Here is a 24,496-nt window from a genome sequence, read left to right on the forward strand (position 1 = left end):
TCACCCCCATGACCTCCAAAACTCTCCTTCTTGCCGGCAGCGCCCTGGGCGTCGCCCTCGCCGTCGGTGGCGGCTACTGGTTGGGCCAGCGCGGTGCCGCCCACCCATCCATCCCCGGCGCCCCCACGACCGCGGCCAGCCCGGCCGAAACGGCTCAACCTGCCAAACCGGCGCGTAAGCTCCTCTACTACCGCAATCCGATGGGCTTACCCGACACCTCGCCAGTGCCCAAGAAAGACCCGATGGGGATGGATTACCTCCCGGTCTATGAGGGCGAGGACGACAGCGCGAACAGCAATGCCATCCGCGTCAGCAGCGAGAAGATTCAAAAGCTCGGCGTGCGCACCGAAATCGCCGAGGCACGCGTGCTCGACCAGACGATTCGCGCCTCCGGGCGCGTCGAGATCGACGAACGGCGCGTGTATGCGGTAACGCCCAAGTTCGAGGGCTACGTCGAACGCCTGCACGTCGGTTTCACCGGGCAGGCCGTCCGCCGTGGGCAGGCCTTGTTCGAGGTCTACAGCCCCGAGCTCGTCTCCGCGCAGCGCGAATACGCGCTCGCCGCGCAAGGCGTCGAGACCCTCGCCAAATCGGGCGAGACCGCACAACTGGCCCAGGGCGGAATGCGCGAATTGGCAACGGCAAGCCTCCTGCGCCTGAAAAACTGGGACATCCCGGCCAGTCAGATCGAAGCCCTCAAGAACGGCGGCGAGGTGCGCCGCACACTCACGTTCACGGCCCCGGCGAACGGCATCGTGACCGAGAAAAAAGCCATTCAAGGCATGCGCTTCATGCCGGGCGATGCGCTCTATCAGATCGCTGACCTCTCTGCCGTGTGGGTCGTCGCCGATGTCGCCGAGCAGGACGTTGGCCAGGTGCGCACCGGCGGCAAAGCCCAGGTCCGGCTCGCCGCCTACCCGGAGAAAACCTTCACCGGCACCGTCAGCTACGTTTACCCGACGCTCAACGCCGCAACCCGCACCGTGCCCGTTCGTCTCGAGCTGCCCAACCCCGAGGGCCTGCTCAAACCGGCAATGTTCGCCCAGGTCGAATTGCCGAGCGGCAACGCCAAACCGGCCCTGAGCGTGCCCAAGTCGGCGGTGATCGACAGCGGGACGCGCCAGCGCCTGCTGGTGGCGCTCGGCGAAGGGCGTTTCGAACCGCGCGATGTCCGCCTCGGGCAACGCGGCGAACAGTACGTCGAGGTCGTCGACGGCCTCAAGGCTGGTGAGACCGTGGTCGTCGCCGCCAACTTCCTGCTCGATTCGGAAAGCAACCTCAAGGCGGCCCTGAACGCTTTCGCCCCGGGCGAAAGTCAGGCTCCGGCAAAATCGGTCAGCCACCGCACCACCGGGCGGATCGAGGGCATCGACAAGGACACGGTGATGCTCGAACACGCCCCCGTCGCCAGCCTCAATTGGCCGGCCATGACCATGGAATTCAAGCTGGCCAACCCGGCCTTGCTCAGCGGCATCAAGCCTGGAACCGCTGTCGATTTCGAATTCGTCGAGCGCGCCCCCGGCGAATGGGTGATTACCGCGATCAAGGCCGCTGCGGCGTCCGCCCCACCGGCAGCGGCCACGCCGGCCAATGCCGCCCACTCGAAACACTGACGCGGAGTTCACATCACCATGCTCTCCGCCCTCATCGACTGGTCGGGCCGTAACCGCATCCTGGTCCTGATCGCCACCCTGTTCATCGTCGCCGGCGGCATCTTCGCCGTCCTGCGCACGCCGATCGACGCCCTGCCCGACCTCTCCGACGTGCAGGTCATCGTCTACACCGAGTATCCCGGCCAGGCGCCGCAGGTCGTCGAAGATCAGGTCACCTATCCGCTGACCACGGCCATGCTCGCGGTGCCCAAATCGCGCGTCGTACGTGGTTTCTCTTTCTTTGGTGCCTCTTTCGTCTATGTCATTTTCGAGGATGGCACCGACATCTACTGGGCGCGTTCGCGCGTCCTCGAATACCTGAGCTCGGCCGCCGGTCGGCTGCCCAAAGGCGTCGCCCCGCAGCTCGGGCCGGACGCCACCGGCGTCGGCTGGGTCTACCAGTACGCGCTGATCGCCAAGGACAAGACGCTTGCCGAGCTGCGCTCGATCCAGGACTGGTTCGTCCGCTACCAGCTGGCCAAGGCGCCCGGCGTCGCCGAGGTCGCCTCGCTCGGCGGCTTCGTCCAGTCGTATCAAGTCACCGTCGACCCGGCCAAACTGCGCGCCTACGGCATCCCGCTGATGAAGGTGGCGCAGGTGCTGCGTGACTCGAACCGCGATGTCGGCGGCCGCGCGGTCGAAATGGCCGAGACCGAGTACATGGTGCGCGGCCGCGGCTACCTGCGCGGCATTGCAGACATCGAGGAACTCGCGGTCAAGAGCGAGAAAGGCACGCCGGTGCTGGTCCGCGACATCGCTCGCGTCGAACTCGTCCCCGACGAGCGGCGCGGCCTCTCCGAACTCAACGGCGAGGGCGAGGTGGTTTCAGGCATCGCCATGTCGCGCTACGGCCAGAACGCGCTTGAGGTCATCCACAACCTCAAGGCCAAAGTCGCCGAGATCGCGCCGGGGCTGCCCGCAGGCGTCACGATCGAGCCGGTCTATGACCGCTCCGAACTGATCCACAAGGCCATCGACACGCTCAAGGTCACGCTGCTCGAAGAATCCCTGATCGTCGCCCTGGTCTGCGTCGTCTTCCTGCTCCACCTGCGCAGCGCACTGGTCGCCATCCTGATGCTGCCGGTCGGCATCCTGATCGCCTTCATCGCCATGCGCCTCCTGGGCATGAATTCCAACCTGATGAGCCTGGGCGGCATCGCCATCGCCATCGGCGCGATGATCGACGCGGCCATCGTGATGATCGAGAACGCGCACAAGCACCTCGAGAAACTCTCACCCGAGCACCGCGACGAGGATCGCCGCAACGCGCTGCTCGCCGCCTGCCGCGAGGTCGGCCCGGCGCTATTTTTCTCGCTGCTGATCGTCACCGTCTCCTTCCTGCCGGTCTTCAGTCTCGAAGGCCAGGAAGGCCGGCTCTTCGCCCCGCTTGCCTGGACCAAGACCTTCGCCATGGGCGGCGCGGCCTTGCTGTCCGTCACCCTGGTACCGGTGCTGATGCTCTACTTCGTGCGCGGTCGCATCCTCCCCGAGGCGCAGAACCCGGTGAACCGCTTCCTGATCCGCGTCTATCGGCCGGTCATCGCGCGGGTCATGCGTCGGCGCCTGATCACCGTCGCCATCGCCGTCGCCGCGCTCGTCGCCACCGTTTATCCGGCCAGCCGTCTGGGCACGGAATTCATGCCCACGCTCAACGAGGGCAGCCTGCTCTACATGCCGACCGCGCTGCCCGGAATGTCGATCACCAAAGCGGCGGAAGTCCTCCAGACGCAGGACAAGATCATCAAGAGCTTCCCCGAGGTGGCCTCGGTCTTCGGCAAGGCCGGCCGCGCCAACACCGCGACCGACCCGGCGCCGACCGAGATGTTCGAGACGGTGATCAACCTGAAGCCGGAGAAGGAGTGGCGCCCGGGGATGACGGTCGACAAGCTGATTGCCGAGATGGACCAGGCGCTGCAATTCCCCGGCGTCGCCAACGCCTGGACGATGCCGATCAAGGCGCGCATCGACATGCTGTCGACCGGCATCCGCACGCCGATCGGGATCAAGGTCTTCGGCAAGGACCTCGGCGAGATGGACCGTCTGGCGCGCGAGATCGAAACCGTGGTCAAGGCCGTTCCAGGCACCACCAGCGCCTTTGCCGAGCGCATCACCGGCGGCTACTACCTCGACATCGAGCCCGACCGCAAGGCGCTCGCGCGCTACGGCCTGGCCGTCGGCGAACTTCAGGACGTGATCGGGACGGCGCTCGGTGGCGAGATGGTCACCACCACCGTCGAAGGACGCGAACGCTACGGCGTGAACGTGCGCTACCCACGCGATCTGCGCAGCGATCCACAGCGCATCGCCGCCGAAGTCCTGGTGCCGACCATGGACGGCGCCATGGTGCCGCTCGGCCAACTGGCGCAGGTCAAGGTAACCAAGGGCGCGCCGGCGATCCGTACCGAGAACGCCCTGCTCTCGGCCTACATCTACGTTGACCTCCGCGGTCGCGACATCGGCGGTTACGTCGCCGACGCCAAGCGTGCGGTCAGCGAACAAGTGGCCTTCCCCTCGGGGTATTACGTCACCTGGAGCGGACAGTTTGAATACATGGAACGCGCCATGAAGACGATGAAGGTCGTCGTCCCGCTGACTCTGGCGATCATCTTCATGCTCCTCTACCTCAACTTCCGCCGCCTCTCGGAAACCTTGATCGTCATGCTCTCGGTGCCCTTCGCCCTGGTCGGCGGCGTCTGGCTGATGTGGCTGCTCGGCTACAACCTGAGCGTCGCCGTCGCCGTCGGCTTCATCGCCCTGGCCGGGGTCGCCGCCGAAACCGGGGTGGTGATGCTGATCTACCTCGACCACGCCTGGCAGGCGATCCGCGAACGTTGCCGCGCCGAAGGCCGGGCGCCCACGCGCGCCGACCTCGAGGAAGCAATCATGGAAGGCGCCGTCGAGCGCGTGCGGCCCAAGATGATGACGGTGGTCGCGATCATGGCCGGCCTGTTGCCGATCCTGTGGAGCAGCGGCACCGGCTCCGAGGTGATGAGCCGCATCGCCGCACCGATGGTCGGCGGCATGGTCTCCTCGACCCTGCTCACGCTGGCCGTCATCCCAGCCATCTACGGCCTCGTCGAAGGCTGGCGCCTGCACCGCGGCACCTGATCTGCACCGCGCGAACGCAGCTTGCCCCGTTGCGTTCGCGCGCGTTCGCCGTCATCCTAGAGGCACGGCAACCTGCAAGGAGTATGACGATGCGCTTAAGCTTCCACGGCGCGGCCGGCGAAGTCACCGGCTCGTGCACCCTCGTCGAGATCGGCCACGGCCACGACATTGTCCGCTTCGTGGTCGATTGCGGCATGTTCCAGGGCGGCCCCGAAGCGCGCACCAAGAACCTGCATGCGCTCGATTTCGGCTTCGACGTGCGTCACCTCGACTTCGTCCTCCTCACCCACGCCCACATCGACCATTCCGGCCTCCTGCCCCGCCTCGCAGTGATGGGCTTCCGCGGCCCGGTCTACGCCACTCCGGCGACCGTCGACCTGCTCGCCGTGCTGCTTCCGGACAGCGCCCACATCCAGGAAAAGGAAAGCGAATGGCAACTGCGCCACCAGCGCCGGCACGGCAAGGGCGGGCGCATGCTTCAAGCGCCGCTATACACGGTGGCGCAGGCCCATACCGCACTCGAACGGCTCCGCCCGGTGGCCTACGGCGAACGCTTTCAACCGGCGCGCAACCTTGAAGTCAGCTTCCACGACGCCGGCCATATCCTCGGTTCGGCCTGGATCGACGTGCGCGCCCAAGAATCGGGAAAAACCCGTCGTTTGGTCTTTTCCGGCGACCTGGGCATGCCCGGCCGCCCCATCCTGCGTGATCCGCAGCCGGTTTCCGGCACCGCCGACGTGCTCCTCGTCGAATCGACCTACGGCAACCGGCTGCACCGTTCGCTCGCCGAAACCGAAGACGAGATCGTCGCCGCGATCGAACGCACGCGCGCCACGCGCGGCAACCTGATCGTGCCCTCGTTCGCCGTCGGGCGCACGCAGGAGATCATCTACGTGCTCGCCGACCTGCTGCGTCGCAACCGCCTGCCCGCGCTCAAAGTCTTCGTCGATTCGCCGATGGCCAACGCTGCAACGCGCATTACCCTGTCGCACCCCGAGGTGTTCGACCGCGAGACCAAGGACCTGATGGCCTGGCAGGCCGCCCATCCGGAACGGATGAAGGTCGAATTCATCGCCGACGTCGAAGGCTCGAAGGCGCTCAACGCCGTGCGCGAAGGCGCGATCATCATCTCCGCCAGCGGCATGTGCGAAGCCGGACGGATCAAGTATCACCTGCGCGAAAACCTGCCGCGCAGCGAGTGCGGCATCCTCATCGCCGGCTTCCAGGCCGCCGGAACGCTCGGACGGCGCCTCGTCGACGGCGCCCGTCTGGTGCGCATCTTCGGCCAGCAGGTTCCGGTGCGCGCGCACATCCACACCGTCGGCGGCCTCTCGGCCCATGCCGACCAGGCCGCGCTACTGGGCTGGCTCGGCGGTTTCCAGGCACCGCCCGGCGACACCTTCCTGGTGCACGGGGAAGCTTCTGCGCGCGCCGCTTTCGCCGAGGCCATCGACGCCCGGTTCGGCTGGTCGCGCCTGCACCAACCCGAACTCGGATCGACTCAAGCCCTCTAACGGCTTCGCTGTCGCGCCCGCTGCGCGCTTCCTATACTGAGATCGAGCGCCGTCCCGCTCTCGCGGGGTGGCGCAGCCCGCAGCTTTCCTGGTCTTTCAGGATGTACCGGCATGATCCGACGTCTGCCCCCGGCCTCCCTGTTCATGACCCGCCTGCCGAGCCGCTGGTTTTACAGCCTGCTCGGCATCTTTCTGCTGCTCACCCTGGCGATCAGCCTCGAATTCACCTACCGCCTCTACCGCGACCACCTCGAACAGCAATACGAAGCCCTGTCCAGCATCGGGCAAGTGCTGTCGATCGACTTCGACCACGAACTGGCAATCCAGGCCTTCAGCATCGAAACGCTCGAAGCGGCAGCGGATGAACTCCTGAATAACCGAGGTGGGCGAACGGAAAGCCTCACCCCTGCCTTCCAGCCCTTTCCACAACACCAAGGCTACGCGCTGCAACTGCCGTTCCCCGGCTTGCGTTTCGACATCGTCGGTGCCCTCACCGGAGCCGGATCGCCGCCACGCAACGCCAGTGCCCTGGCCAGGGAAATCGAGATGGCCATCGCCCTGACCCCGATCTTCAAACCCATACAACGCCGCAGCAGCGGGCTGACCTCGATCTATTACCTCTCGGCGCGCGGCTTCATCTACCTCTACCCGGGCTTGCCGCCCGAACGTTTCTTCTTCAGCACCGACCTGCTCACGCAACCGATGTACCTCGGGGCCACCCCCGACGCCAACCTCGAACGACAACGTTTCTGGACGCCCGTCCATCGCAGCTTCGACGATTACGACGATGCACTCAGCGTCTGCAAGCCGATCTACCGGGAGGAAAGCCACTCCTACGAGGAGGAGTTCATGGGCAGCCTGTGCATCGACGTTCCCTTGTCGATGCTTGTGCATCTGCTCGAAAACCATCAGGTCACGGAGATGCACACCCATCTGATCGACGATCGCGGCAGAACGCTGATCAAAACCGGCCACGCCGAACATACGGTCGTCGCGTCGTCCAACCCTTCACGCACCCCGACCCGGCAAGGTGAAATGGTGGTGGCTTTCTTCCCGCTGGAAACGAAATCCGGCTGGCAGATCGCCATCGACCTGCCTTACGAGATCGTGCACCGACGCGCGCTCGCTCAGGCCGTTCCCCCGGGCGCGGTGGTCTTTTCAGTCGGGTTGTTACTCACGCTGCTCCTCGCCCTCGGGCGGGCCTACGCCACGGTACGCAACCTGTCGTTGCACGACGGGCTGACCGGCGCCTTCAACCGCCGCCATTTCGACACCAGCGTCGGGCGTGAATTTGCGCGCCTGAGCCGTGCTTCCGGACATCTCGGCCTGGCCTTGATCGACGTCGACCACTTCAAGCTCTACAACGACCACTACGGCCACCAGGCGGGCGACCGCGTCCTGCGCCAGGTTTCGATGGCCATTGCCGGGGTGCTGAAGCGTGAATCCGACCGCCTGTTCCGGGTCGGCGGCGAGGAGTTCGCGGTCCTTGTGCATTGCCGCGACGAAGCCCAGTTGGTGGCCCTCTTCAACCTGATCAAGACCGCGATCGCCGCCCTGGAGATCGAACACGCCTGTAGCCCACACGAACGCATCACGATCTCGATCGGCGGCGTGCTGTTACGCTCGGGCGCCGCCCATACGGCGGAGAGCGCCTACCAGGCGGCGGACGCGGCGCTCTACGAGGCCAAGGCCAAGGGACGCAACCAAGGCGTCGTCGGCCGCCTGCCCCCGCCTCCGGCCTAAGCGTCTTTGTGGCCCATCGCCGCCGGCAACTCCCGCCAGATCAGGCTGGCCATGCGACCGCTCTGCGCGCCGTCACGCCGGTAGGAGTAAAAGCGTTCACGCTCGGTGTACGTACACAACCCGCCACCGCGCACATTCATCACACCGAGCCGCGCGAGCCGCAGGCGGGCCAGCGCATAGAGGTCGGCAAACCATTTCCCCGTCGTTCCGGGCAGGAAACAGGCCGCCGCTTCGGCGTCGTGCGCCAGGAAGGCGGCCCGCACCTCGTCACCCACCTCGAAGGCGGAGGGGCCGATGGCCGGGCCCAGGTAGGCGAGAACCCCGGCCGCAGGCACTTCAAGACGTGCCACGCAGGCCTCAAGCACCCCGGCGCAGAGCCCGCGCCAGCCGGCGTGTGCCGCGCCGACGGAACGCCCGTCGGCACTGCAAAAGAGCACCGGAAGGCAGTCGGCGGTAAGCACCGTGCAGACCACGCCGGCACGCCGGGCAACCGCCGCATCGGCGCAAGGCGGCAGCGCTCCGGGCGCGTATGCGTCCGCATCGGCCACCTGCACGCCATGCACCTGCTCCAGCCAGACCGGTTCGCCGGGCAGCTGATGCGCCAGACGCGCCCGATTTGCCGCCACGGCGGACGCGGCGTCGCCTACGTGGGTGGCGAGATTGAAGCTGTCGTACGGCGCCGCGCTGGCGCCGCCATGGCGAGTCGTGATCAGGCAGCGCACCCCGGGCGGCAAAGGCCAGTCGGGAACAAGCCACGAGACCGACGAGACCGAATCACTCGGTGTCGGGATGCTCATCGTCCTCGCCCCAGTCATCGCCGTAGGCGTAGATGATTTCCGGCCCGTCGGCGAAATCCTCGTCCCAATCGTCGTCATCGAGTTCGGCCGCAGCCCGCGCGTCGTAAGCCTCGCAGCGAACCTGCTCAAGAATGCTCAGGAAGTCTTCCGGCAAGGGCGATTTCCATTGCATCGACTTGCCGCTCGTCGGATGGATCAGCCCCAGGCGGCGCGCATGCAGGGCCTGCCGCCCGAAGACCGGTCCGCGCGGGATACGGCTCGCGCCAGTGCCATACACCGGGTCGCCGACCAGCGGATGCCCGATCGACATCAGGTGCACACGAATCTGGTGGGTGCGCCCGGTTTCGAGCGCGCAATCGACGAGGGTGCAATCGAGGAAGCGCTCGACGACGCGGTAGTGCGTGCGCGCTGGTTTGCCGTTGGCGACGACCGCCATCTTGGTGCGCTGCGCGGGGTGCCGGCCGATCGGAACATCGACCGTGCCGCCACGCTCAAGCGTCCCGCGCACCAGCGCCTGGTAGAAGCGTTTGACGGTGCGCGCCTGCAGCTGGCGTACGAGCGAGGTCTGCGCTTCCAGCGTCTTGGCGACCACCATCAGGCCGCTGGTGTCCTTGTCGAGGCGATGCACGATGCCGGCGCGCGGCACGTTCTCGAGTTGCGGGGCATGGTGCAGCAGCGCGTTCTGCAGGGTGCCGCTCCAGTTGCCGCTACCGGGGTGAACGACGAGTCCGGCAGGCTTATCGATGATGATCAGGGCTGCATCCTCGAACACGATGTCAAGTTCGATCGCCTCGGCTTGCGCGGCCTGCGCGCGCTCGTCGACGCCCTCGACGAGTTCGAGGGTTTCGCCGCCCCAGAGCTTGTGCCGCGTCTCAAGCAAAACCTCTCCGGCCAGCCGCACACGACCTTCGCGGATCCAGTGTTGCAACCGGCTGCGCGAGTGCTGTGGACACAGCTTGGCGAGCGCCTGATCGAGGCGCATGCCGGCGCACTCTGCCGGAACGTTCAAAGCGAGGCTTGGGTTTGCGCTATAATCGGCGCGCGCCGGGATGTGCCCGGCATTATTGTTGACCGGCGATTCGCCTGTCGTCTTATGTGGATTCTTCATCATGCGTAGTTTAGCGGTTATTGCGGCGCTTTTCCTCGCCAGCCTCCTCGCGGGGTGTGGGCTGCTACCGGAGCAGAAGGACGAAACCATCGGCTGGTCGGCCAACAAGCTCTTCGCCGAAGCCAAGTCGGCGAGCAGCGAAGGCCTCTACGACAAGGCGATCAAATACTACGAGAAGCTCGAGTCGCGCTACCCGTACGGCCGCTTTGCGCAACAGGCACAGATGGAAATCGCCTACGCCTATTGGAAGAGCGGTGAACTGCCCTCGGCCATCGCGGCTTGCGACCGTTTCATCAAGCTGCACCCCAACCACCCCAACGTCGACTACGTCTATTACCTGAAGGGTCTCGTCACGTTTAACGAGGACCTCGGCTTGCTCGGCCAGATCAGCCGCCAGGACATGACCGAACGCGACCCGAAAGGCGCGCGCGAATCGTTCGAGGCCTTCCGCGAACTGATCACCCGCTTCCCCGACAGCAAGTACACGCCGGACGCGGTCCTGCGCATGAAGTACCTGGTCAATGCGCTGGCTCAGCTTGAAGTGCACGTCGCCCGCTACTACATGAAGCGCGGCGCCTACCTCGCCGCCGTTAACCGCGCCCAGTTCGCACTCAAGAACTACCCCGAGGCGCCGGCGACCGAAGAAGCGCTGTTCATCATGGTCAAGGGTTACGATCAGATGGGCATGGACGACCTGCGCGACGACGCCGAACGCGTGATGCGCAAGAACTACCCGAACAGCGAATACTACGTGCGCGGCCTCGAACGCAAGGAGCCCTGGTGGAAGCTCTGGTAAGCCGCGCCGCCCCCGCACGCTGAACACCCCAGAGGCCGCCCATGAGCGGCCTCTTCTTTTTCCGGCATCCGCCTCCCGAGGCTCATCCGGCCTGCTTGATCGCCAGCACCGCCTGGTTGCGCAAGGTCCGCAGCAATGACAATTCCTTTTCCGGAATGATGATCTCGCCGGCCATCTCGCAGTCGGCGTAGATCATCGCCACCGGCGCGTTGCGGATGCAGAGCGGGAAGAGCACGAAGGTCCCGGCATTGATCCACTTGCGGTACCACTCCGGAATGCGGCCTTCGATTTTCGGATCGCGGGTGTCGGTGATCAGAATGTCGACGCCTTTGGACAAGGCGGCATGGAAGATGTCCGGCGAGAAGCTGAGCGGAAATGCCAAGCGCTTGCTCAGCTCGAGCGCGTCGGGGCCAAAGCCGTAACGCCCGACCATGAGGTTCTCGCGCACGTCGCGCACGCAGAGGATCACGCGCCGGAAGCCCTTGGCGCGGTACATCGTCTCGAGGATGATGCGCAGCACGTCGTTGAGCTTGAATTCCTCGACCAGGGTGTTGCTGATGTCCTGGATGCCGGCAAGCAGAATGGCCTCGCTGTTGCCGACCGCCGCCGAACCGCCACCCTGGCCGCCGCCCTCCTCGAGCGCCCCGGCGGGAACCGGCGCGTCGAGCACTGTCGCTGCAGCATCCGGGACTGCCTCCGCGCCGTCGGCCGCAGCTCCTCCGCCCGAAGCCACGTGCCAGCTCTTCATCAGGCGCGCGAAGGCCGACTGCTTGAGATTGACGCCGACGATTCCGGCGAATTGGGCGACATCGCGGAAGGACGACTCCAGGGTTGCGCGCAAAGCCTCCTCGCCGAGGCTCAGATTTTCCCCGAAACGGGCGGCGATCCCGCGCAAAGCCTTGTCGCGCTGCGCCGGCTCGGCATCCACCGCCAGATCGCAAAGTTCGTTGGCAAAGCTCGCCAGGACGCGCAAGCGCTCTTCCTGATTGACGGCTTTTCGCACCCGCCCGGACGGCATCCGGCGCATGCTGCCGACGATCAGTTGCGGGAAACCCCAGCTGCGCGCGATCCCGACCCCAAGTTCCTCAAAACTGATGCCCAGCACCTGCTGCGCCGCACTTTCTTCCGAGCAGTCTTTCTGCTCGACGACACGGCGAATTTCCTCGCTTTCGTCCGGAAAATAGAAACGGCTGAGCAAGCGTCCGAGACGCTGGAACATCGCGCAGATGAACACTTGTTCGACGTCGCGCGTCGCCGAGCGGTCGCCGATGTCGCGGGCCAAGATGCCGGCCAAGGTGACCAGCAGGAACTCCTCTTTAAGCTGGTTGGCATTGGCGCGGTTCTTGAGGTGCTCGAAGAGCATCACGGTGATCGCGATGTCGCGCACCGCGTTGAACCCGAGGACCAGCACGGCACGCGAGATGGTGCTGATGTTGCCGCCGCCGGCCTGGCGGAAGTAGGCCGAATTGACCAGCCGCAGGATTTTGTTGGTGAGCGAGAAGTCGCGCAAGATCGACTGCGACAGATTGGCGATGCTCTCTTTGTCCGAAGCGGCGATCTTGTTGATCGTGCTCACCGATTCCGAAAGCGCCGGAAAATCGCTCTTGTGGCGCATGCGCCGGAGAAGGAAATCGACCGTGCTCTGACGCGCCTCGCCCGAAACCGGTTCGGCTTCGGGCTCAAGGAATTCAGCCAAGGCGTCGCGCAATTGGTTCACCGAGTGGTAACGGTACGCCGGGTCGCGCGCCACCGCCTTATGCACGATGGCGGACAGGCCCTCATCTATCTCGACGTCCTCAGGCAGCCGGACGTCCTGGCGCATCAGGCGGGCAATGATCTCGCGGATCGAAGCCCCCTCGACGGCCCGCTTGCCGATCAGCATTTCGTAGAGCACCAATCCCGCGGCGAAGACGTCGCAGCCCTCGGTGCATTGGCGCAATTCAAGGTACTCGGGCGCCATGTAATTCGGCGTTCCGACCAAGGCTTCCGGGCCATCGCCGCTCGCCTCGCTGCGCACGGCAATGCCGAAATCCATGACCCGTGGCGTCCCGTCGGCGGCGATCAGGATATTGTTCGGCTTGAGGTCGCGATGAATGATCCCCGAAGCATGCGCATGCGCCACCGCGTCGAGGACCGGAATCATGATCCCGAGCGCCTTCACCGGCGACAAACGCCCCTGCCGGCGCAGGTACGCGCCCAGGTTCTCGCCGGCGACGTATTCGAACACCAGATAAAGGTCTCCGCCCTCCTCGCCAGCCTCGAAGATGGGCACGATGTTCGGGTGGCGCAAGGGGCTGACCATCCGCGCCTCGACCAGTAGCTGGCGGTTTTTTTCCGCGTCGGGCTGCGAAAAATGCAGCGTCTTGATCGCCACCTCACGTTCGAGGTGAGGGTCGCGCGCCAGATAAACGACGCTCTGCGCGCCACGACCCAGTTCGCGGAGAATTTCGAACCGTCCGATGCGTTTGAGGCTTGCCATGCCGTGCCTGCTTTGTCTTGTTGTGATCGCCGGCGGTCCGGCCCTTGCTACCGCTCCTGCAGTAGCCCTTTGATACTAGCCAGTTTTCCCCGGGCCTGCCGCGCCTTCTACGACGTCCGTCCACACTAGGCGCGGGCGCTCACCGCAACGGCCGCAGACCACGGCAAGCTGGCCGAATTCGCGCGCCAGGAGGCAAGCCGCCCGTTCGTCGATTTCGAGCACGCAGGCTCCCGGTTCGGCCGGCCAGTCGCCGGCATCGGCCAGATTGCAGGCCGGGATAGCGCAACGCCCGAGCTCCGCGAGCTGTTCGAGCAGGCGCGCGGTGCGCTCGGCGTTATCGGTCGCCAGCATTCGCGCCCCCGGATTGCAGGCCGTGATCACAGCCCACTCGCGCACGCCAAGCACTGCCAACGCGGCGTCGAAACCGGGTTGCCCGCGCCCGAGATGCAGATCGTACACGTCGCCAGCGAGCCAGACTCGATACGTCGTCGCGGCGAATGCCCCGGCCAACGCCGGATCAGGACTCGTCATCGAGCGCTTCGATCCCGGCCAAGTCGCCCAGCTTCGCTTGCGCGTCGGGCAGCGGCAGCGCCTCGACGCCTTTGAGTTTGCGCTCGATCTGGCGCGTCCGAACGCCCGCCGACTCGATGCTCTTGGTCGCCAACTCGAGCTTCTTGCGCGTCGCATCGAGCGCTTCGCCGAACTTCCCGAACTCGGTCTTGACCGCGCCGAGCACCGCCCAGACTTCGGAGGAACGACGCTCGATAGCCAGGGTGCGGAAGCCCATCTGCAGACTGTTGAGCAGCGCCGACAAGGTTGTCGGCCCGGCCAGGCTGATGCGTTGCTCACGCTGCAGGCTGTCGACCAGCCCAGGCCGGCGCAAGGCTTCAGCATACAGGCCCTCGGTGGGCAGATAGAGGATGGCAAAGTCGGTGGTGTGCGGCGGCTCCACGTATTTCTCGCGGATTTTCTTCGCTTCGTCGCGCAGTCGGGTTTCGAGCGCCTTTGCCGCGCTCTCGACGAGCAGCGGTTCGGCGCGTTCCTGCGCGTCCAGCAAACGCTGGTAGTCCTCGAGCGGGAACTTGGCGTCGATCGGCAGCCACACGGGCGGCGCATCGCGGCGTCCGGCCTCGCGCCCCGGCAGGCGGATCGCGAATTCGACACGCTCGTTCGACCCCGGACGGGTGGCCACGTTATGCGCGTACTGCTCGGCAGTCAGCACCTGTTCGAGCAGCGCCTCGAGCTGGACTTCGCCCCAGGTGCCGCGCGTCTTGACGTTGCCAAGCACGCGCTTGAGGTCGCCCACCCCGGCGGCAAGGTTCTGCATCTCGCCCAATCCTTTGTGCACCTGCTCGAGGCGTTCGCTGACCAGCTTGAACGATTCCCCCAGGCGCTGTTCGAGCGTCGCGTGCAGCTTTTCGTCGACCGTCTTGCGCATTTCCTCCAGACGATTGGCATTGTCGGCCTGGATCGCGCCGAGGCGTGCCTCAACCGCCAGGCGCAACTGTTCGAAACGCTGGTCGTTGCTCTGCGTCAGCCGGGCCAACTGCTGCGCGAAGGCCTCGAGTTGCTGCGCCTGCAGTTGCGCCAGCCGGGCGACTTGGGCCGCGAGCGTCTGGCCGAGCCGGTCGAGCGCTTGGCCCTGCTCTTCGCGCCCGCCGCGCGCCATCTGCGCCGCCTCCTGGCGTGCCCGCGCGAATTCCTCGCGCAGTTCGCGTTCGATGCGTTCTAGGCCCGCGCCCAAGGCCCGGTATTCCTCTGCCAAGGCCGGGTCGCGCTGCCCGAGTCGACGCCACACCATCACCTGCACAACCAGGATCGCCAGCAACAACAGCACGGCACCGATCAAAATCAATTCGTACATCCCTTCCCTTCATCCCTTCCCGTAAGCCGCGTTCAATGACAGGCAAGCGCGGGGCGGCCGGGCCCGCTACGCGCCCTGATTATTTCAAACCGAAAACCACGCGCGGCCCGCTGCCTTTGGCGGCATCCTTGCCTTCGCCGTCCTTCGCTCCAGCCTCAAGGCGAGCCGGCAGCACGAACACCCGTTCGGCAGCAATCTCGCGGCCTGCCAGCCAATCGCGCACTGCACCTGCCCGCTGGTTGCCGAGTTCGCGCAGGTCATCGTCGTCGATCACCGAATTGGCGAGGATCAGTTTTTCCATCTCCTCCACCGGCAGGCTCTTGACGAGGCCGATCATGTTACGCGGCTTGGGGAATTTTTCGTCGCGATAGACGCGTTCAAGCAATGCGGGATATTCCTTGTCGCTGATCTCGATGCTGTCGATCGAGCCCGTCTCGACGCCCTTGCGGGTCAGATCCTCGCGCTTTTGCGCGCGCACCTTCTGCGCCATGCGCGCCTGCTTGAGGCCCTCGCGATCCTGGTCGGCATCGACGAAGCCCTCGATCTCGAGTTTGATCGCGGGACGGTCCTGCATCGCCTTGGCGATCGCTTCGAGGCGCTTCTGGGCATCGGCATCGATGCGCGCCAGTCCCGCGGCAAAGCCCACGTGCGACAACTCCTCGCCGCCGCCGAATACCGAACCGAGCAGCGAGAACGGCGAAGCCACCGCCTTGACGAAGAGGTTGACCACCACCTTGACGATCAGTCCGCCGACGCTGAACTCGGGATCGTTGAGTGACCCCGAGATCGGCAGGTTGAGGTCGATCTCGCCGTTGCGGTTCTTGAGCAGCGAGACGGCCAGCGTCACGGGGAGCTTGGTCGCCTCGGGGCTCTCGACCGCGTCACCGAAGGTCAGCTGGTCGATGAACAGGCGATTCTCGGCGGCCAGAAGGTCGTTCTCGATCTTGTAGTTCACGAACAGCGACAACTTACCCTTGTCGATCGCATAGCCTGCATACTTGCCCGAATAGGAGGTGAAGGACGTCATTTCGATGCCTTTGACGTCGGCCTGAAGGTCAAGGTAAGGCTTGGCGGCTAAGGGGTTGATTCGGGCCACGACATTGAGCGGGGCGACATTGTCGTAAGACCCGCGGAGTTCGAGATTGGCGACGCTGCCCGGCTCCGAGGAGAGCCCTGAAATTCGGCCCGAAATCTGGCGCAGGTTGGCCGAATAGTTCGGCTTGATGAAATTGTCGGTAAAGCGGACATTTCCGCCCTGCAGGGTGATCTTCCCGATCTTGAGCGGCAGCACCGGCGCATGCTCGGGCGCCAGCGGCGCCACCGCCTTGCCTTCCGGCACCGCCCCCTGAGCAGCAGCCGGGGCTTCGGGCGAAACGACCTCGCTCGGCTTCTCTTCGTCACGACGCACGATCTGCAGAAGGTTGAGCTGGCCTTGCGGACTGACGATCACCCGGGCAAAGAAGTCGGCCAGGGCAATCTCGCCGACGGAAACCGCCAGCGGCGCCGTCCGGACGTCGATTTTGCCGAAATGGAAGGATTTCCAGCGCAGGAAGTCGGCCGAATTGAGCTTGTCGACCGCCTGAAAATCGCCCACGGTGACATCGCCATCGAAGCCGAACGCAAGCTCCGGCGCCTTGCCCACAACTTTGGCGAGATCCTCGACCTGTACCTTGCCGCCCACGCTGACCAGGCCACGCGTGACGTCGACATTGAGATGTTCGCCGAAATACGGTTGCAAGGGCAGAAGCTCCAGCGCCTTGGCATCGACGACGATTTCGGCGCGCAAAGGCTGGATCGACGCCCAGCCCTTGAGCGCCACGCCCCCCTTGCGGTTGAGCTTGAACTGCGTGCTCAGGCTGGCTTTTTCACCCGGCGCCGTGCTCAGGTTCTCCATTGTGAAACCCAAGCCTTCGATCGTCTGGACGGCCGGGGTACGCAGCGACTTGTCTTCGAAACGCAGGCCGATGCCCTCACCCGAATACTTGGCGATACGGACCGACCACGGCGTACCGGGAACGTCCTGCGTGGCCTCCGCCACCCGCAGCGACGGCGGTTTGATCCAGTCGATGCTGCCATCGGGCAGACGACGGAAGAGCAACTGTGCCCCTTTGACCTCGACGTCGTTCAGCGTCAGCGCCCGACCGCCAAGGTCGATCTCGCCCTGACGGACCGCGAAACGCTCGACCTTCAGCCAGTCGCCGGCGGCGATGCGCCAGGCCACGTCGAAGCGCCCCTTCTCACCGGCCTGACTGGAGACATCGCGCGCGTCGAAATCGATGCCGTCGATGCGCGCGTTGAAGGGAGCACCGTGCGACTCGTCATACCAGTGCACGGCACCGCCGGAGACCGTTGCCGCGGCCAACGACCAGGTCGGCACACGCGGAGCGACTTCAGCCAGAGGCGGCGTTTTGGCGGCCTCGGCGGGCGGCGCGGAACGCGCAACCGCCTTGGGTTTGACTGCAGGCTTGGCGGCGGGTTTACTCGACGTCTGCGCAGGCGCACTGGCCGCAGTCGACTCCCCGGCCAAGGCCTGGGTGAAGAACTCCAGCCAATTGACCCGCCCCTCGCGATCCACCCGGGCGTGAATCTCGGGCGCCTCGAGCGCAAAACGTTCGACGGCGAAACGCAAGCCGAGCAGGTCGCTCTCGCCCAACTGGAAATCGAGCTGTTTGAACGAAAGCAAGGGACGCTCCTGGAGGTCGAGCACGTTGAGGTCGTGCACGCCCACGCCGCCGGAGAGCTTCAGGGTCGAGGGCTGATTTTTCGTCTGGCTGAAGGCCAGCTTGAGTTGTACGTCGAGCGCCCCGGAGCGCATGCGGATCGGCAGCTTGATCGGCGAGTATTCGACGAAATCGGCGAGCTTGAGACGGCTCAGCTCAAGCGCCACCTCGCTCTCGAGCGATTCGGCAAACAGCTTGCTGCGCCCCTTGAGCCCAAGCGGAGCCTCATTGACGCGGGCCGAAAACGCCGGCTCAACAAAGCTCTCCACCGCATACGCCATGTTCGAGATCACCGGCACCGTGAGCTTCAGGTCGCGGACTTCATGCTGCTCGTGCATCGGCCGGTCGTCGAAATCGATCGATCCGCCGCTGATCTGGATGTTGTTGACCGAGAAACGCGGAGGCGGACCTTCGCTCTTCGGGCCTGCGAGAGCAGCATCGAGCAGGTCGGAAAAATTGTAGCGTTGAGCTTCGTGACGAACGACCCGCAGGCGCGGATTGACGAGCTGGACTTCGCCCAGCACCACGCCGCCACGGAACAGCGAGGTCGACTCGAGATTGAGGTAAAGACGGTCGAACGCAAAGAAAGGCTGACCGGACGCTGCCGTTTTTTCCGGCACGGGCTCCGGAACGGTGGCGGTTTCGGCGGCGACCGGCGCCGCCCGTTCGCCGATGATCAAGCCATCGACGGTCACCGACAAGGCATAGGGATTGATCGAAATGCTCTGCACCGTCACCGGACGGTGCAAGGTCTGCGCCAGCTGTTTGAGCAGCACCGATTTGACGATTGGCGGCAGCACCAGGAACCCCAGCACGCCGACCACCACGAAAGCCACTGCAAATCGGATGGCATATTTACGGGTCCGCGCCGAACGCAGGATGATCAGCGCCTTATTTTTGTCGATCATGTTTATCCGCCGATAGAAGGAAGAACGATGTCCTTAATTTAGCACGAACCCCGTCGGAGCCAGAACGACAGCAGCGCGCAGACAGGCTAGAATAGTCGGTCGAAGACAACGAACCCGAGGCCACGATGAAGACGCTCGTCATCGAAGACAGTAAAAGCAGCCTTAACCTTCTCTGCAAGTATATCCAGAAGATCGGGATCACCCCGATTCCGGCCGAGACGGGCGCCAAGGGCATCGAGCTCTTTGTCCAGGAGCGACCCGACCTCGTGTTGCTCGACATCCTGATGCCGGACATCGACGGCTTCGAGGTCGCGCGCCAGATCCGCCAGCTCGAAGCCCCGAGCGACTGGACCCCGATCATCTTCCTGAGTTCGCTGAGCAAAGATCGCGACATCGAAATGGGGATCGCCGCCGGCGGCGACGACTACCTGCTCAAACCGATCAGTGAAATCGTCCTGGCCGCCAAGATTCGCGCGATGCAGCGCATCATCCAGATGCGCCAGTCGCTCCTCGTCCTGACCCGCAAGCTTGATGCCGCCAACCAGGAATTGCGACGCTTAAGCTCGCTCGACGGCCTGACCGGCATCGCCAACCGCCGTCACTTCGACGAGGTCCTGATGCGCGAATGGCGGCGTGCGATGCGCAACGGCGAGGAAGTCGCCGTCCTGATGTGCGACATCGATTACTTCAAGCCCTTCAATGACAGCTACGGTCACCAGAGCGGCGACGAATGCCTGCGCCAGATCGCGCATACTCTGAGCCGGGCGATGGACCGCGGCGGCGACTTGCTGGCCCGCTACGGCGGCGAGGAATTCGTCGCCTTGCTTCCCGGCACCACCCTGGGCGGCGCGACCTTCGTCGCCGAGCAGATGCGGCGCACCGTCGAAGAGTTGGGGCTGCCGCATCCGGGCTCGCCCTATGGCCGCATCACCGCCAGCTTCGGCGTCGCTTCGGCCGTCGCCATGCCCGAGACAGATCCGCAAAACCTAGTCGGCGCCGCCGACCTTGCCCTCTACAAAGCCAAGCACGCCGGGCGCAACCGCGTCTTTCAGACCGCCTCGCTCGATCCACAGGACAACTGAATCCCGCCATGCCCAACCCCGCCATTCCCAAGATTCTGATCGTCGACGACAATGACCTGATGCGCTCCCTCTTGCGCGGCATCCTGCGCGGAGAAGAATGCGAGATCGTCGGCGAAGCCAGGAACGGGGTGGTCGCTCTTGAAATGCTCGACCGTCACCCAACGACCGACGTCGTCTTCCTCGATGTGATGATGCCTGAGATGGATGGCCTGGAGACGCTCCTCAACATCAAGGACACGCGTCCCGAAATCACGGTGATCATGATCACCGGCAACCCGAGCAAGGACAACGTCGAAGAATCGATCCGTGGCGGCGCCAACGGCTTCATCGTCAAACCCTTCAATTCGGCCAAGGTTCTCGACACCCTGCACAAGGCCTGGGCGACGAGCCGGTCGCGCAAGACGCAGTAGACCGCTCTACCGAGTGCGAAAGCACTAGAAGACGTTTTTCCACTCGCGCAAGGCGGCGAAGACGCTCACCGGATCGACCGCGCCAGGATCGCGCGCCCGGGCCGCCGAGGCGACGTCCGCCTGCCGGGTGCGCAAAAAGGGATTGGTCGCCTTTTCCAGCGCCAAGGTCGAAGGCACCGTACGCCGCCCTTGCGCCCGCAGCGCCGCCACCTCGGCACAACGTCCGCGTACGGCCGGATTATCCGGCTCGACGGCGAGCGCAAACCGCAGGTTGGCTTCGGTGTACTCGTGTGCGCAATAGACCAGGGTCTCATCGGGCAGCGCCGCAAGTTCGTCCAGAGAGGCAAACATTTGGGCCGGCGTGCCTTCGAACAAACGACCGCAACCGGCGCCGAACAGGGTGTCGCCGCAAAAGAGCGCCCCTTGTCCGTAATACGCCAGATGGCCGAGCGTATGCCCAGGCACCGCGAACACGCGCAAGTGCCCGCCGATGGCCTCCAGGGGAAGCGTCTCGCCCCCGGAGAGAGGGTGCGTCAAGCCTGTGATAGACTCGGCCGCCGGTCCATAAACGGGGACATTTCCACCCGTAGCCGCCAGCACTTCGGCGATGCCGCCTTGATGATCGGCGTGCTTGTGCGTCACGAGCACGGCGGCCAGTTGCAGGCCTTCGGCCTCGAGGTGGGCGAGAACCGGCGAGGCCTCCCCGGGATCAACCAAAACGGCACGGTCCCCCTTGCGCAGCAGCCAGATGTAGTTATCCTTGAACGCTTGTATTGCTGTGATCTCGAACATGGGGTGATTTTGGAAGAACTGGCGCAAAAGTCAATTGCCGGAATGGATGCCTGGCTCGCCTCGCCCCAGGGCCGCTACGTCATGAGCTGGGAGCAGGAGAAGGTCGCGGCCGTGGTCGCCGATCTCTTCGGCTACCACGCCTTGCAGTTGGGTATGCCGCAGTTCGATCTGCTGGCCCACAACCGCATCCCGCTGCGTCAGACCGTCGGCAGCTGGGGGGAGGTCGACGTCCTGTGCGACCTGCGCGAACTGCCTTTCGCCGCCAACAGCATCGATCTCGTGATCATGCCGCACGCGCTCGAATTTCACGACGACCCGCATCAGATCTTGCGCGAAGTGGAACGCATCCTGATCCCCGATGGCCAGCTTGTGGTCACCGGCTTCAACCCCCTCTCGCTCTGGGGAATGCAGCGCCGCGTGCGCCGTCACCCGACGGACTTTCCGGGCAACGGGCACTACATCTCGGTCCTTCGGCTCAAGGACTGGTTAAAATTGCTCAGCTTCGAAGTCGATCGTGGCAATTTCGGCTGCTACGCCCCACCCTGCGATCAGGAGCAGTGGCTCAAGCGCTGGCATTTCATGGAAGCTGCCGGCGACCGCTGGTGGAGCTTTGCTGGCGGCGTCTATCTGTTGCGCGCCGTCAAACGTGTCCGCGGCATGCACTTGGTCATGCCGCGGTGGCAAGGCAAGAAAGTCCGCACCAACACTCTGGGCACGGTAGCCCAGAAAGAAACTGAAAGCGTTTGAATTGAATACACTGGCAAGCTCCCGGGACGCCTCCGGGGAAACACCGAACTCCGACGCGGAGGTTCACATTTACGCCGACGGCGCCTGCCGCGGCAACCCCGGCCCTGGTGGCTGGGGGGCGTTGTTGCAATCGCCCGGCGCGGAAAAGGAACTCTGGGGCGGCGATGCTGCGACCACCAACAACCGCATGGAGCTGACTGCAGTCATTCGCGCGCTCGAAGCGCTCAAGCGTCCGGCGCGCTTGTGCGTGCATACCGACTCGCAGTACGTTCAGAAAGGGATCAGCGCCTGGATCCACGGCTGGAAGCGTAATGGCTGGAAAACCTCGGACAAAAACCCCGTGAAAAACGCCGACCTCTGGCAGGTGCTCGACGCACTCGCCCAGCGCCACGACATCCGCTGGATCTGGGTCAAGGGTCACGCCGGCAACCCGGGCAACGAGCGCGCCGACCGCCTCGCCAACCGCGGCATCGACGAACTTCCGCGGAGCGCCTGAACCATGCGCCAAATTTTCCTCGACACCGAAACCACAGGGCTTGAGCACAAGTACGGACATCGCATCATCGAAATCGGCGGCGTCGAGATGATCAACCGCCGCTTGACCCGCCGGCACTTCCACTATTACCTCAACCCGGAACGCGACATCGACGCCGGCGCCCAGGCCGTACACGGGATCAGCCGCGAGTTCTTGGAGGACAAACCGCGCTTCCGCGAAATCGCCAAGGAGTTCATTGATTTCGTTCGCGATGCCGAGTTGATCATCCACAACGCCCCCTTCGACATCGGCTTCCTTAATGCCGAGTTCGCCCGCCTCGACCTGCCGCCGATCGGCACGGTCTGCCATGGCGTGCAAGACACCTTGCGCATGGCCAAAGAGATGTTTCCGGGCAAAAAGAACAACTTGAACGCCCTTTGCGACCGCTACGGCATCGACAACTCGCACCGTGTCCTCCACGGCGCATTGCTCGACGCCGAAATCCTGGCGGAAGTCTACGTCGCGATGACGCGCGGCCAGGAAAGCTTGATGATCGAGCTTGACGCGCCCAGTGCAGCACCGGAGACCGCGAGTGTCGTCGAACAAACCCCGCTCGCGCATCGTAGCCTGCGCATTGTCCTGGCCAGCGACGAGGAATGTGCACAGCACGCTGAAATGCTCGGCGCCATTGACAAGCAATCAAAAGGCCAGTGCCTTTGGCTCAAGACGCCGACGGCACCGTCGGAGCATTGATTGATTGATTGCCCGCCAGCGGCCACCTCCACTTCTTTCTGACCTCACTTGGAGTTCATGATGATCGTTCTGGTTACCGGCGCCAGCGCCGGCTTCGGTGAAGAAATCGCGCGGGTCTTCGCCCGCAACGGACACCGGGTGATCGCGGCAGCCCGACGCGGCGATCGCCTTGCCCGCCTGCACGCCGAACTCGGCGAACGGCTGTTGCCAATCACGCTCGATGTCACGCGCAGCGAAGACATTCCCGCCGCCCTCGCCGCGCTTCCGCCGGAGTGGCGCGAAATCGACGTTCTGATCAACAACGCCGGCCTTGCCCTGGGGACCGAGCCCGCCTGGCAATGCTCGCTCGACGAGTGGGAAACGATGATCGCGACCAATGTCAAAGGCCTCGTCGCGGTCACGCGCGCCGTCTTGCCGGGAATGGTCGAACGCCACCGCGGGCTCGTCATCAACCTCGGCTCGATCGCGGGTGAAACGCCTTACCCCGGCGGCAACGTCTACGGAGCGACCAAGGCCTTCGTCGAACAATTCACCCGCAACCTGCGGGCCGACCTGGTCGGCACCGGCGTTCGCGCCACCAACCTGGCGCCGGGATTGTGCGGGGGCACGGAATTCTCCAACGTTCGCTTCCGCGGCGACGACGACGCTGCGGCCAAGGTCTATGCGGGAACGCAGCCCCTCACCGCCGCCGACATCGCCGCCACGGCTTACTGGATCGCCACCCTCCCGGCGCATGTCAATGTCAATCACATCGAACTGATGCCGACCTGCCAGGGCTACGGTCCGCTGAACATCAAACGCGAGTCTTGAGCCGCGACGGGCCGAAATCGGTCTTCGGCCCAGCATTCGGCAACGCGACGAAAGCTGCTTGCAGCCGCTTGCAACCGTCTGCCGGCCGTAAAAAAAGCCCGGAATCACCGGGCTTTGTTTGCAAAGATACGCGAAAGGCGTAGCGGTAAAGTCCTCAGGCGCTGGCCTCGCCTCCGCCTGACGCGGCCGGAGCCCCGCCACCGTCGGGCACGCCGCCGCCCTCGCCTCCTTGCGGACCACCTTGCCGCTTATGGCGGCGATGCTGGCGCTTCGAGGGCCGGTTATTGTGGCCACCACCCTCGGGACGTGGTTCCTGCGGCCGCGGAGCGGCGGCTTTCTGTCCCTGGGGTTGAGGCTGGACATGCTTGTCCTTGCGCAGCTTTTTACCCCCGCCCGCCTGCCCTTGGGGCTGACGCTTCCCGGGAGTACGCTCGGCCTGGCCGTAATAGTCGGGGTGGCCGCTCGTTCGGTTGCCCGGCGCCGTGCGGATCTCAAGCTCATTGAGCTCGTCCCATTCCGCATCGGTGCGATCCCGGTCAGGGATGGACAGCAACTCGCGGATACGGCGCCGCGGATCGATGGTCTGTGGATCATTCATGCGCCGTATTATGAACCACTCGCCGCCCTTGATTCAACCGTCGCAGCGCCCACGAAACCACGGATGGGCTCAAAAAGGCCAATTCGGCCAAGCGTACGCCGCCCGCGCCCGATATAATTTCGCCTTTTTTCGGAAGAACG

The 24,496-nt window shown here is 64.7% G+C and carries 19 protein-coding genes; 11 read left to right on the forward strand and 8 right to left on the reverse strand.

Features of this window, described 5'->3' with window-relative positions; genetic code table 11:
* The first annotated feature begins 8 nt into the window (after positions 1-8).
* The 4 genes from QMB55_RS13450 (at position 9) to QMB55_RS13465 (ending at position 8,017) form a co-directional block, all read left to right on the forward strand.
* Positions 9-1,613: an efflux RND transporter periplasmic adaptor subunit gene (locus QMB55_RS13450; RefSeq protein ID WP_497589232.1), complete on the forward strand. Its 1,605-nt coding sequence runs from the start codon at positions 9-11 to the stop codon at positions 1,611-1,613.
* Positions 1,614-1,631: 18 nt separating this feature from the next.
* Positions 1,632-4,760, forward strand: a complete 3,129-nt coding sequence (locus QMB55_RS13455; RefSeq protein WP_497589233.1) for an efflux RND transporter permease subunit — start codon at positions 1,632-1,634, stop codon at positions 4,758-4,760.
* Positions 4,761-4,849: 89 nt separating this feature from the next.
* Positions 4,850-6,274, forward strand: a complete 1,425-nt coding sequence (locus QMB55_RS13460) for an MBL fold metallo-hydrolase RNA specificity domain-containing protein (protein ID WP_497589234.1) — start codon at positions 4,850-4,852, stop codon at positions 6,272-6,274.
* Between the two features lie 111 nt (positions 6,275-6,385).
* Positions 6,386-8,017 carry a sensor domain-containing diguanylate cyclase gene (locus QMB55_RS13465; protein ID WP_497589235.1) on the forward strand — a complete coding sequence of 544 codons (1,632 nt, stop codon included), beginning with the start codon at positions 6,386-6,388 and terminating at the stop codon, positions 8,015-8,017.
* Here the strand turns inward: QMB55_RS13465 and pgeF are convergent.
* A complete protein-coding gene (pgeF, locus tag QMB55_RS13470) occupies positions 8,014-8,814 on the reverse strand; it encodes a peptidoglycan editing factor PgeF (RefSeq protein ID WP_497589236.1) in 801 nt (266 codons plus the stop codon). The genes QMB55_RS13465 and pgeF overlap by 4 nt on opposite strands.
* On the reverse strand, positions 8,792-9,922 hold the full coding sequence (gene rluD / locus QMB55_RS13475) for a 23S rRNA pseudouridine(1911/1915/1917) synthase RluD (RefSeq protein ID WP_497589314.1): 1,131 nt from the start codon (positions 9,920-9,922) through the stop codon (positions 8,792-8,794). Before rluD ends, pgeF begins: the two co-directional genes overlap by 23 nt.
* A gap of 1 nt (position 9,923) precedes the next feature.
* Here rluD and QMB55_RS13480 point away from each other — a divergent pair, with 1 nt between their 5' ends.
* Complete coding sequence (locus tag QMB55_RS13480) at positions 9,924-10,718, forward strand: outer membrane protein assembly factor BamD (RefSeq protein WP_497589237.1); 795 nt, start codon at positions 9,924-9,926, stop codon at positions 10,716-10,718.
* 82 nt (positions 10,719-10,800) lie between these two features.
* Here the strand turns inward: QMB55_RS13480 and QMB55_RS13485 are convergent, their stop codons facing one another.
* The 4 genes from QMB55_RS13485 to QMB55_RS13500 all read right to left on the reverse strand — a co-directional run bounded on the left by QMB55_RS13485 (position 10,801) and on the right by QMB55_RS13500 (position 18,689).
* The gene (locus QMB55_RS13485; protein WP_497589238.1) at positions 10,801-13,197 is read right to left on the reverse strand and encodes a protein kinase domain-containing protein; all 2,397 of its coding nucleotides are present in this window, start codon (positions 13,195-13,197) and stop codon (positions 10,801-10,803) included.
* 75 nt (positions 13,198-13,272) lie between these two features.
* Positions 13,273-13,728, reverse strand: coding sequence for a DUF3293 domain-containing protein (locus QMB55_RS13490; protein WP_497589239.1), 456 nt, complete (start codon positions 13,726-13,728; stop codon positions 13,273-13,275).
* The gene (locus tag QMB55_RS13495) at positions 13,715-15,061 is read right to left on the reverse strand and encodes a DNA recombination protein RmuC (protein WP_497589240.1); all 1,347 of its coding nucleotides are present in this window, start codon (positions 15,059-15,061) and stop codon (positions 13,715-13,717) included. The genes QMB55_RS13490 and QMB55_RS13495 overlap by 14 nt, the downstream gene beginning before the upstream one ends.
* A 79-nt stretch (positions 15,062-15,140) precedes the next feature.
* A complete protein-coding gene (locus tag QMB55_RS13500; protein WP_497589241.1) occupies positions 15,141-18,689 on the reverse strand; it encodes a DUF748 domain-containing protein in 3,549 nt (1,182 codons plus the stop codon).
* Between the two features lie 125 nt (positions 18,690-18,814).
* Between QMB55_RS13500 and QMB55_RS13505 the strand changes: the two genes are divergently transcribed.
* Positions 18,815-19,771, forward strand: coding sequence for a GGDEF domain-containing response regulator (locus tag QMB55_RS13505; RefSeq protein ID WP_497589242.1), 957 nt, complete (start codon positions 18,815-18,817; stop codon positions 19,769-19,771).
* 8 nt (positions 19,772-19,779) lie between these two features.
* Complete coding sequence (locus QMB55_RS13510; RefSeq protein WP_497589243.1) at positions 19,780-20,181, forward strand: response regulator transcription factor; 402 nt, start codon at positions 19,780-19,782, stop codon at positions 20,179-20,181.
* A 24-nt stretch (positions 20,182-20,205) separates the two neighbouring features.
* Here the strand turns inward: QMB55_RS13510 and gloB are convergent, their stop codons facing one another.
* Positions 20,206-20,973 carry a hydroxyacylglutathione hydrolase gene (gene gloB / locus QMB55_RS13515; RefSeq protein ID WP_497589244.1) on the reverse strand — a complete coding sequence of 256 codons (768 nt, stop codon included), beginning with the start codon at positions 20,971-20,973 and terminating at the stop codon, positions 20,206-20,208.
* 42 nt (positions 20,974-21,015) lie between these two features.
* Here gloB and QMB55_RS13520 point away from each other — a divergent pair, with 42 nt between their 5' ends.
* From QMB55_RS13520 to QMB55_RS13535, 4 genes are read left to right on the forward strand one after another with little or no spacing between them, the layout of a single operon-like run.
* Positions 21,016-21,720, forward strand: coding sequence for a class I SAM-dependent methyltransferase (locus tag QMB55_RS13520; protein ID WP_497589245.1), 705 nt, complete (start codon positions 21,016-21,018; stop codon positions 21,718-21,720).
* 10 nt (positions 21,721-21,730) lie between these two features.
* Positions 21,731-22,216 (forward strand): ribonuclease HI, encoded by a 486-nt coding sequence (rnhA, locus tag QMB55_RS13525; protein ID WP_497589315.1) that lies wholly within the window; start codon positions 21,731-21,733, stop codon positions 22,214-22,216.
* A 3-nt stretch (positions 22,217-22,219) separates the two neighbouring features.
* Positions 22,220-22,948 (forward strand): DNA polymerase III subunit epsilon, encoded by a 729-nt coding sequence (dnaQ, locus tag QMB55_RS13530; protein ID WP_497589246.1) that lies wholly within the window; start codon positions 22,220-22,222, stop codon positions 22,946-22,948.
* Between the two features lie 57 nt (positions 22,949-23,005).
* Positions 23,006-23,758, forward strand: coding sequence for an SDR family NAD(P)-dependent oxidoreductase (locus QMB55_RS13535; RefSeq protein ID WP_497589247.1), 753 nt, complete (start codon positions 23,006-23,008; stop codon positions 23,756-23,758).
* Positions 23,759-23,912: 154 nt separating this feature from the next.
* Here the strand turns inward: QMB55_RS13535 and QMB55_RS13540 are convergent, their stop codons facing one another.
* Positions 23,913-24,356 carry a hypothetical protein gene (locus QMB55_RS13540; RefSeq protein ID WP_497589248.1) on the reverse strand — a complete coding sequence of 148 codons (444 nt, stop codon included), beginning with the start codon at positions 24,354-24,356 and terminating at the stop codon, positions 23,913-23,915.
* Between the last annotated feature and the right edge of the window lie 140 nt (positions 24,357-24,496).

The sequence above is a fragment of the Propionivibrio sp. genome (assembly GCF_041441355.1).
Classification (GTDB): Bacteria; Pseudomonadota; Gammaproteobacteria; order Burkholderiales; family Rhodocyclaceae; genus Propionivibrio.

Coding starts and splice junctions, on each gene's coding strand:
- QMB55_RS13535 (WP_497589247.1), top strand. CDS start 23,006: ATGATGATCGTTCTGGTTACCGGCGCCAGCGCCGGCTTCGGTGAAGAA.
- rluD (WP_497589314.1), bottom strand. CDS start 9,922: ATGAAGAATCCACATAAGACGACAGGCGAATCGCCGGTCAACAATAAT.
- QMB55_RS13505 (WP_497589242.1), top strand. CDS start 18,815: ATGAAGACGCTCGTCATCGAAGACAGTAAAAGCAGCCTTAACCTTCTC.
- pgeF (WP_497589236.1), bottom strand. CDS start 8,814: ATGAGCATCCCGACACCGAGTGATTCGGTCTCGTCGGTCTCGTGGCTT.
- dnaQ (WP_497589246.1), top strand. CDS start 22,220: ATGCGCCAAATTTTCCTCGACACCGAAACCACAGGGCTTGAGCACAAG.
- QMB55_RS13480 (WP_497589237.1), top strand. CDS start 9,924: ATGCGTAGTTTAGCGGTTATTGCGGCGCTTTTCCTCGCCAGCCTCCTC.
- QMB55_RS13465 (WP_497589235.1), top strand. CDS start 6,386: ATGATCCGACGTCTGCCCCCGGCCTCCCTGTTCATGACCCGCCTGCCG.
- QMB55_RS13540 (WP_497589248.1), bottom strand. CDS start 24,356: ATGAATGATCCACAGACCATCGATCCGCGGCGCCGTATCCGCGAGTTG.
- QMB55_RS13510 (WP_497589243.1), top strand. CDS start 19,780: ATGCCCAACCCCGCCATTCCCAAGATTCTGATCGTCGACGACAATGAC.
- QMB55_RS13495 (WP_497589240.1), bottom strand. CDS start 15,061: ATGTACGAATTGATTTTGATCGGTGCCGTGCTGTTGTTGCTGGCGATC.
- QMB55_RS13460 (WP_497589234.1), top strand. CDS start 4,850: ATGCGCTTAAGCTTCCACGGCGCGGCCGGCGAAGTCACCGGCTCGTGC.
- gloB (WP_497589244.1), bottom strand. CDS start 20,973: ATGTTCGAGATCACAGCAATACAAGCGTTCAAGGATAACTACATCTGG.
- QMB55_RS13520 (WP_497589245.1), top strand. CDS start 21,016: ATGGATGCCTGGCTCGCCTCGCCCCAGGGCCGCTACGTCATGAGCTGG.
- QMB55_RS13455 (WP_497589233.1), top strand. CDS start 1,632: ATGCTCTCCGCCCTCATCGACTGGTCGGGCCGTAACCGCATCCTGGTC.
- QMB55_RS13500 (WP_497589241.1), bottom strand. CDS start 18,689: ATGATCGACAAAAATAAGGCGCTGATCATCCTGCGTTCGGCGCGGACC.
- QMB55_RS13450 (WP_497589232.1), top strand. CDS start 9: ATGACCTCCAAAACTCTCCTTCTTGCCGGCAGCGCCCTGGGCGTCGCC.
- QMB55_RS13485 (WP_497589238.1), bottom strand. CDS start 13,197: ATGGCAAGCCTCAAACGCATCGGACGGTTCGAAATTCTCCGCGAACTG.
- QMB55_RS13490 (WP_497589239.1), bottom strand. CDS start 13,728: ATGACGAGTCCTGATCCGGCGTTGGCCGGGGCATTCGCCGCGACGACG.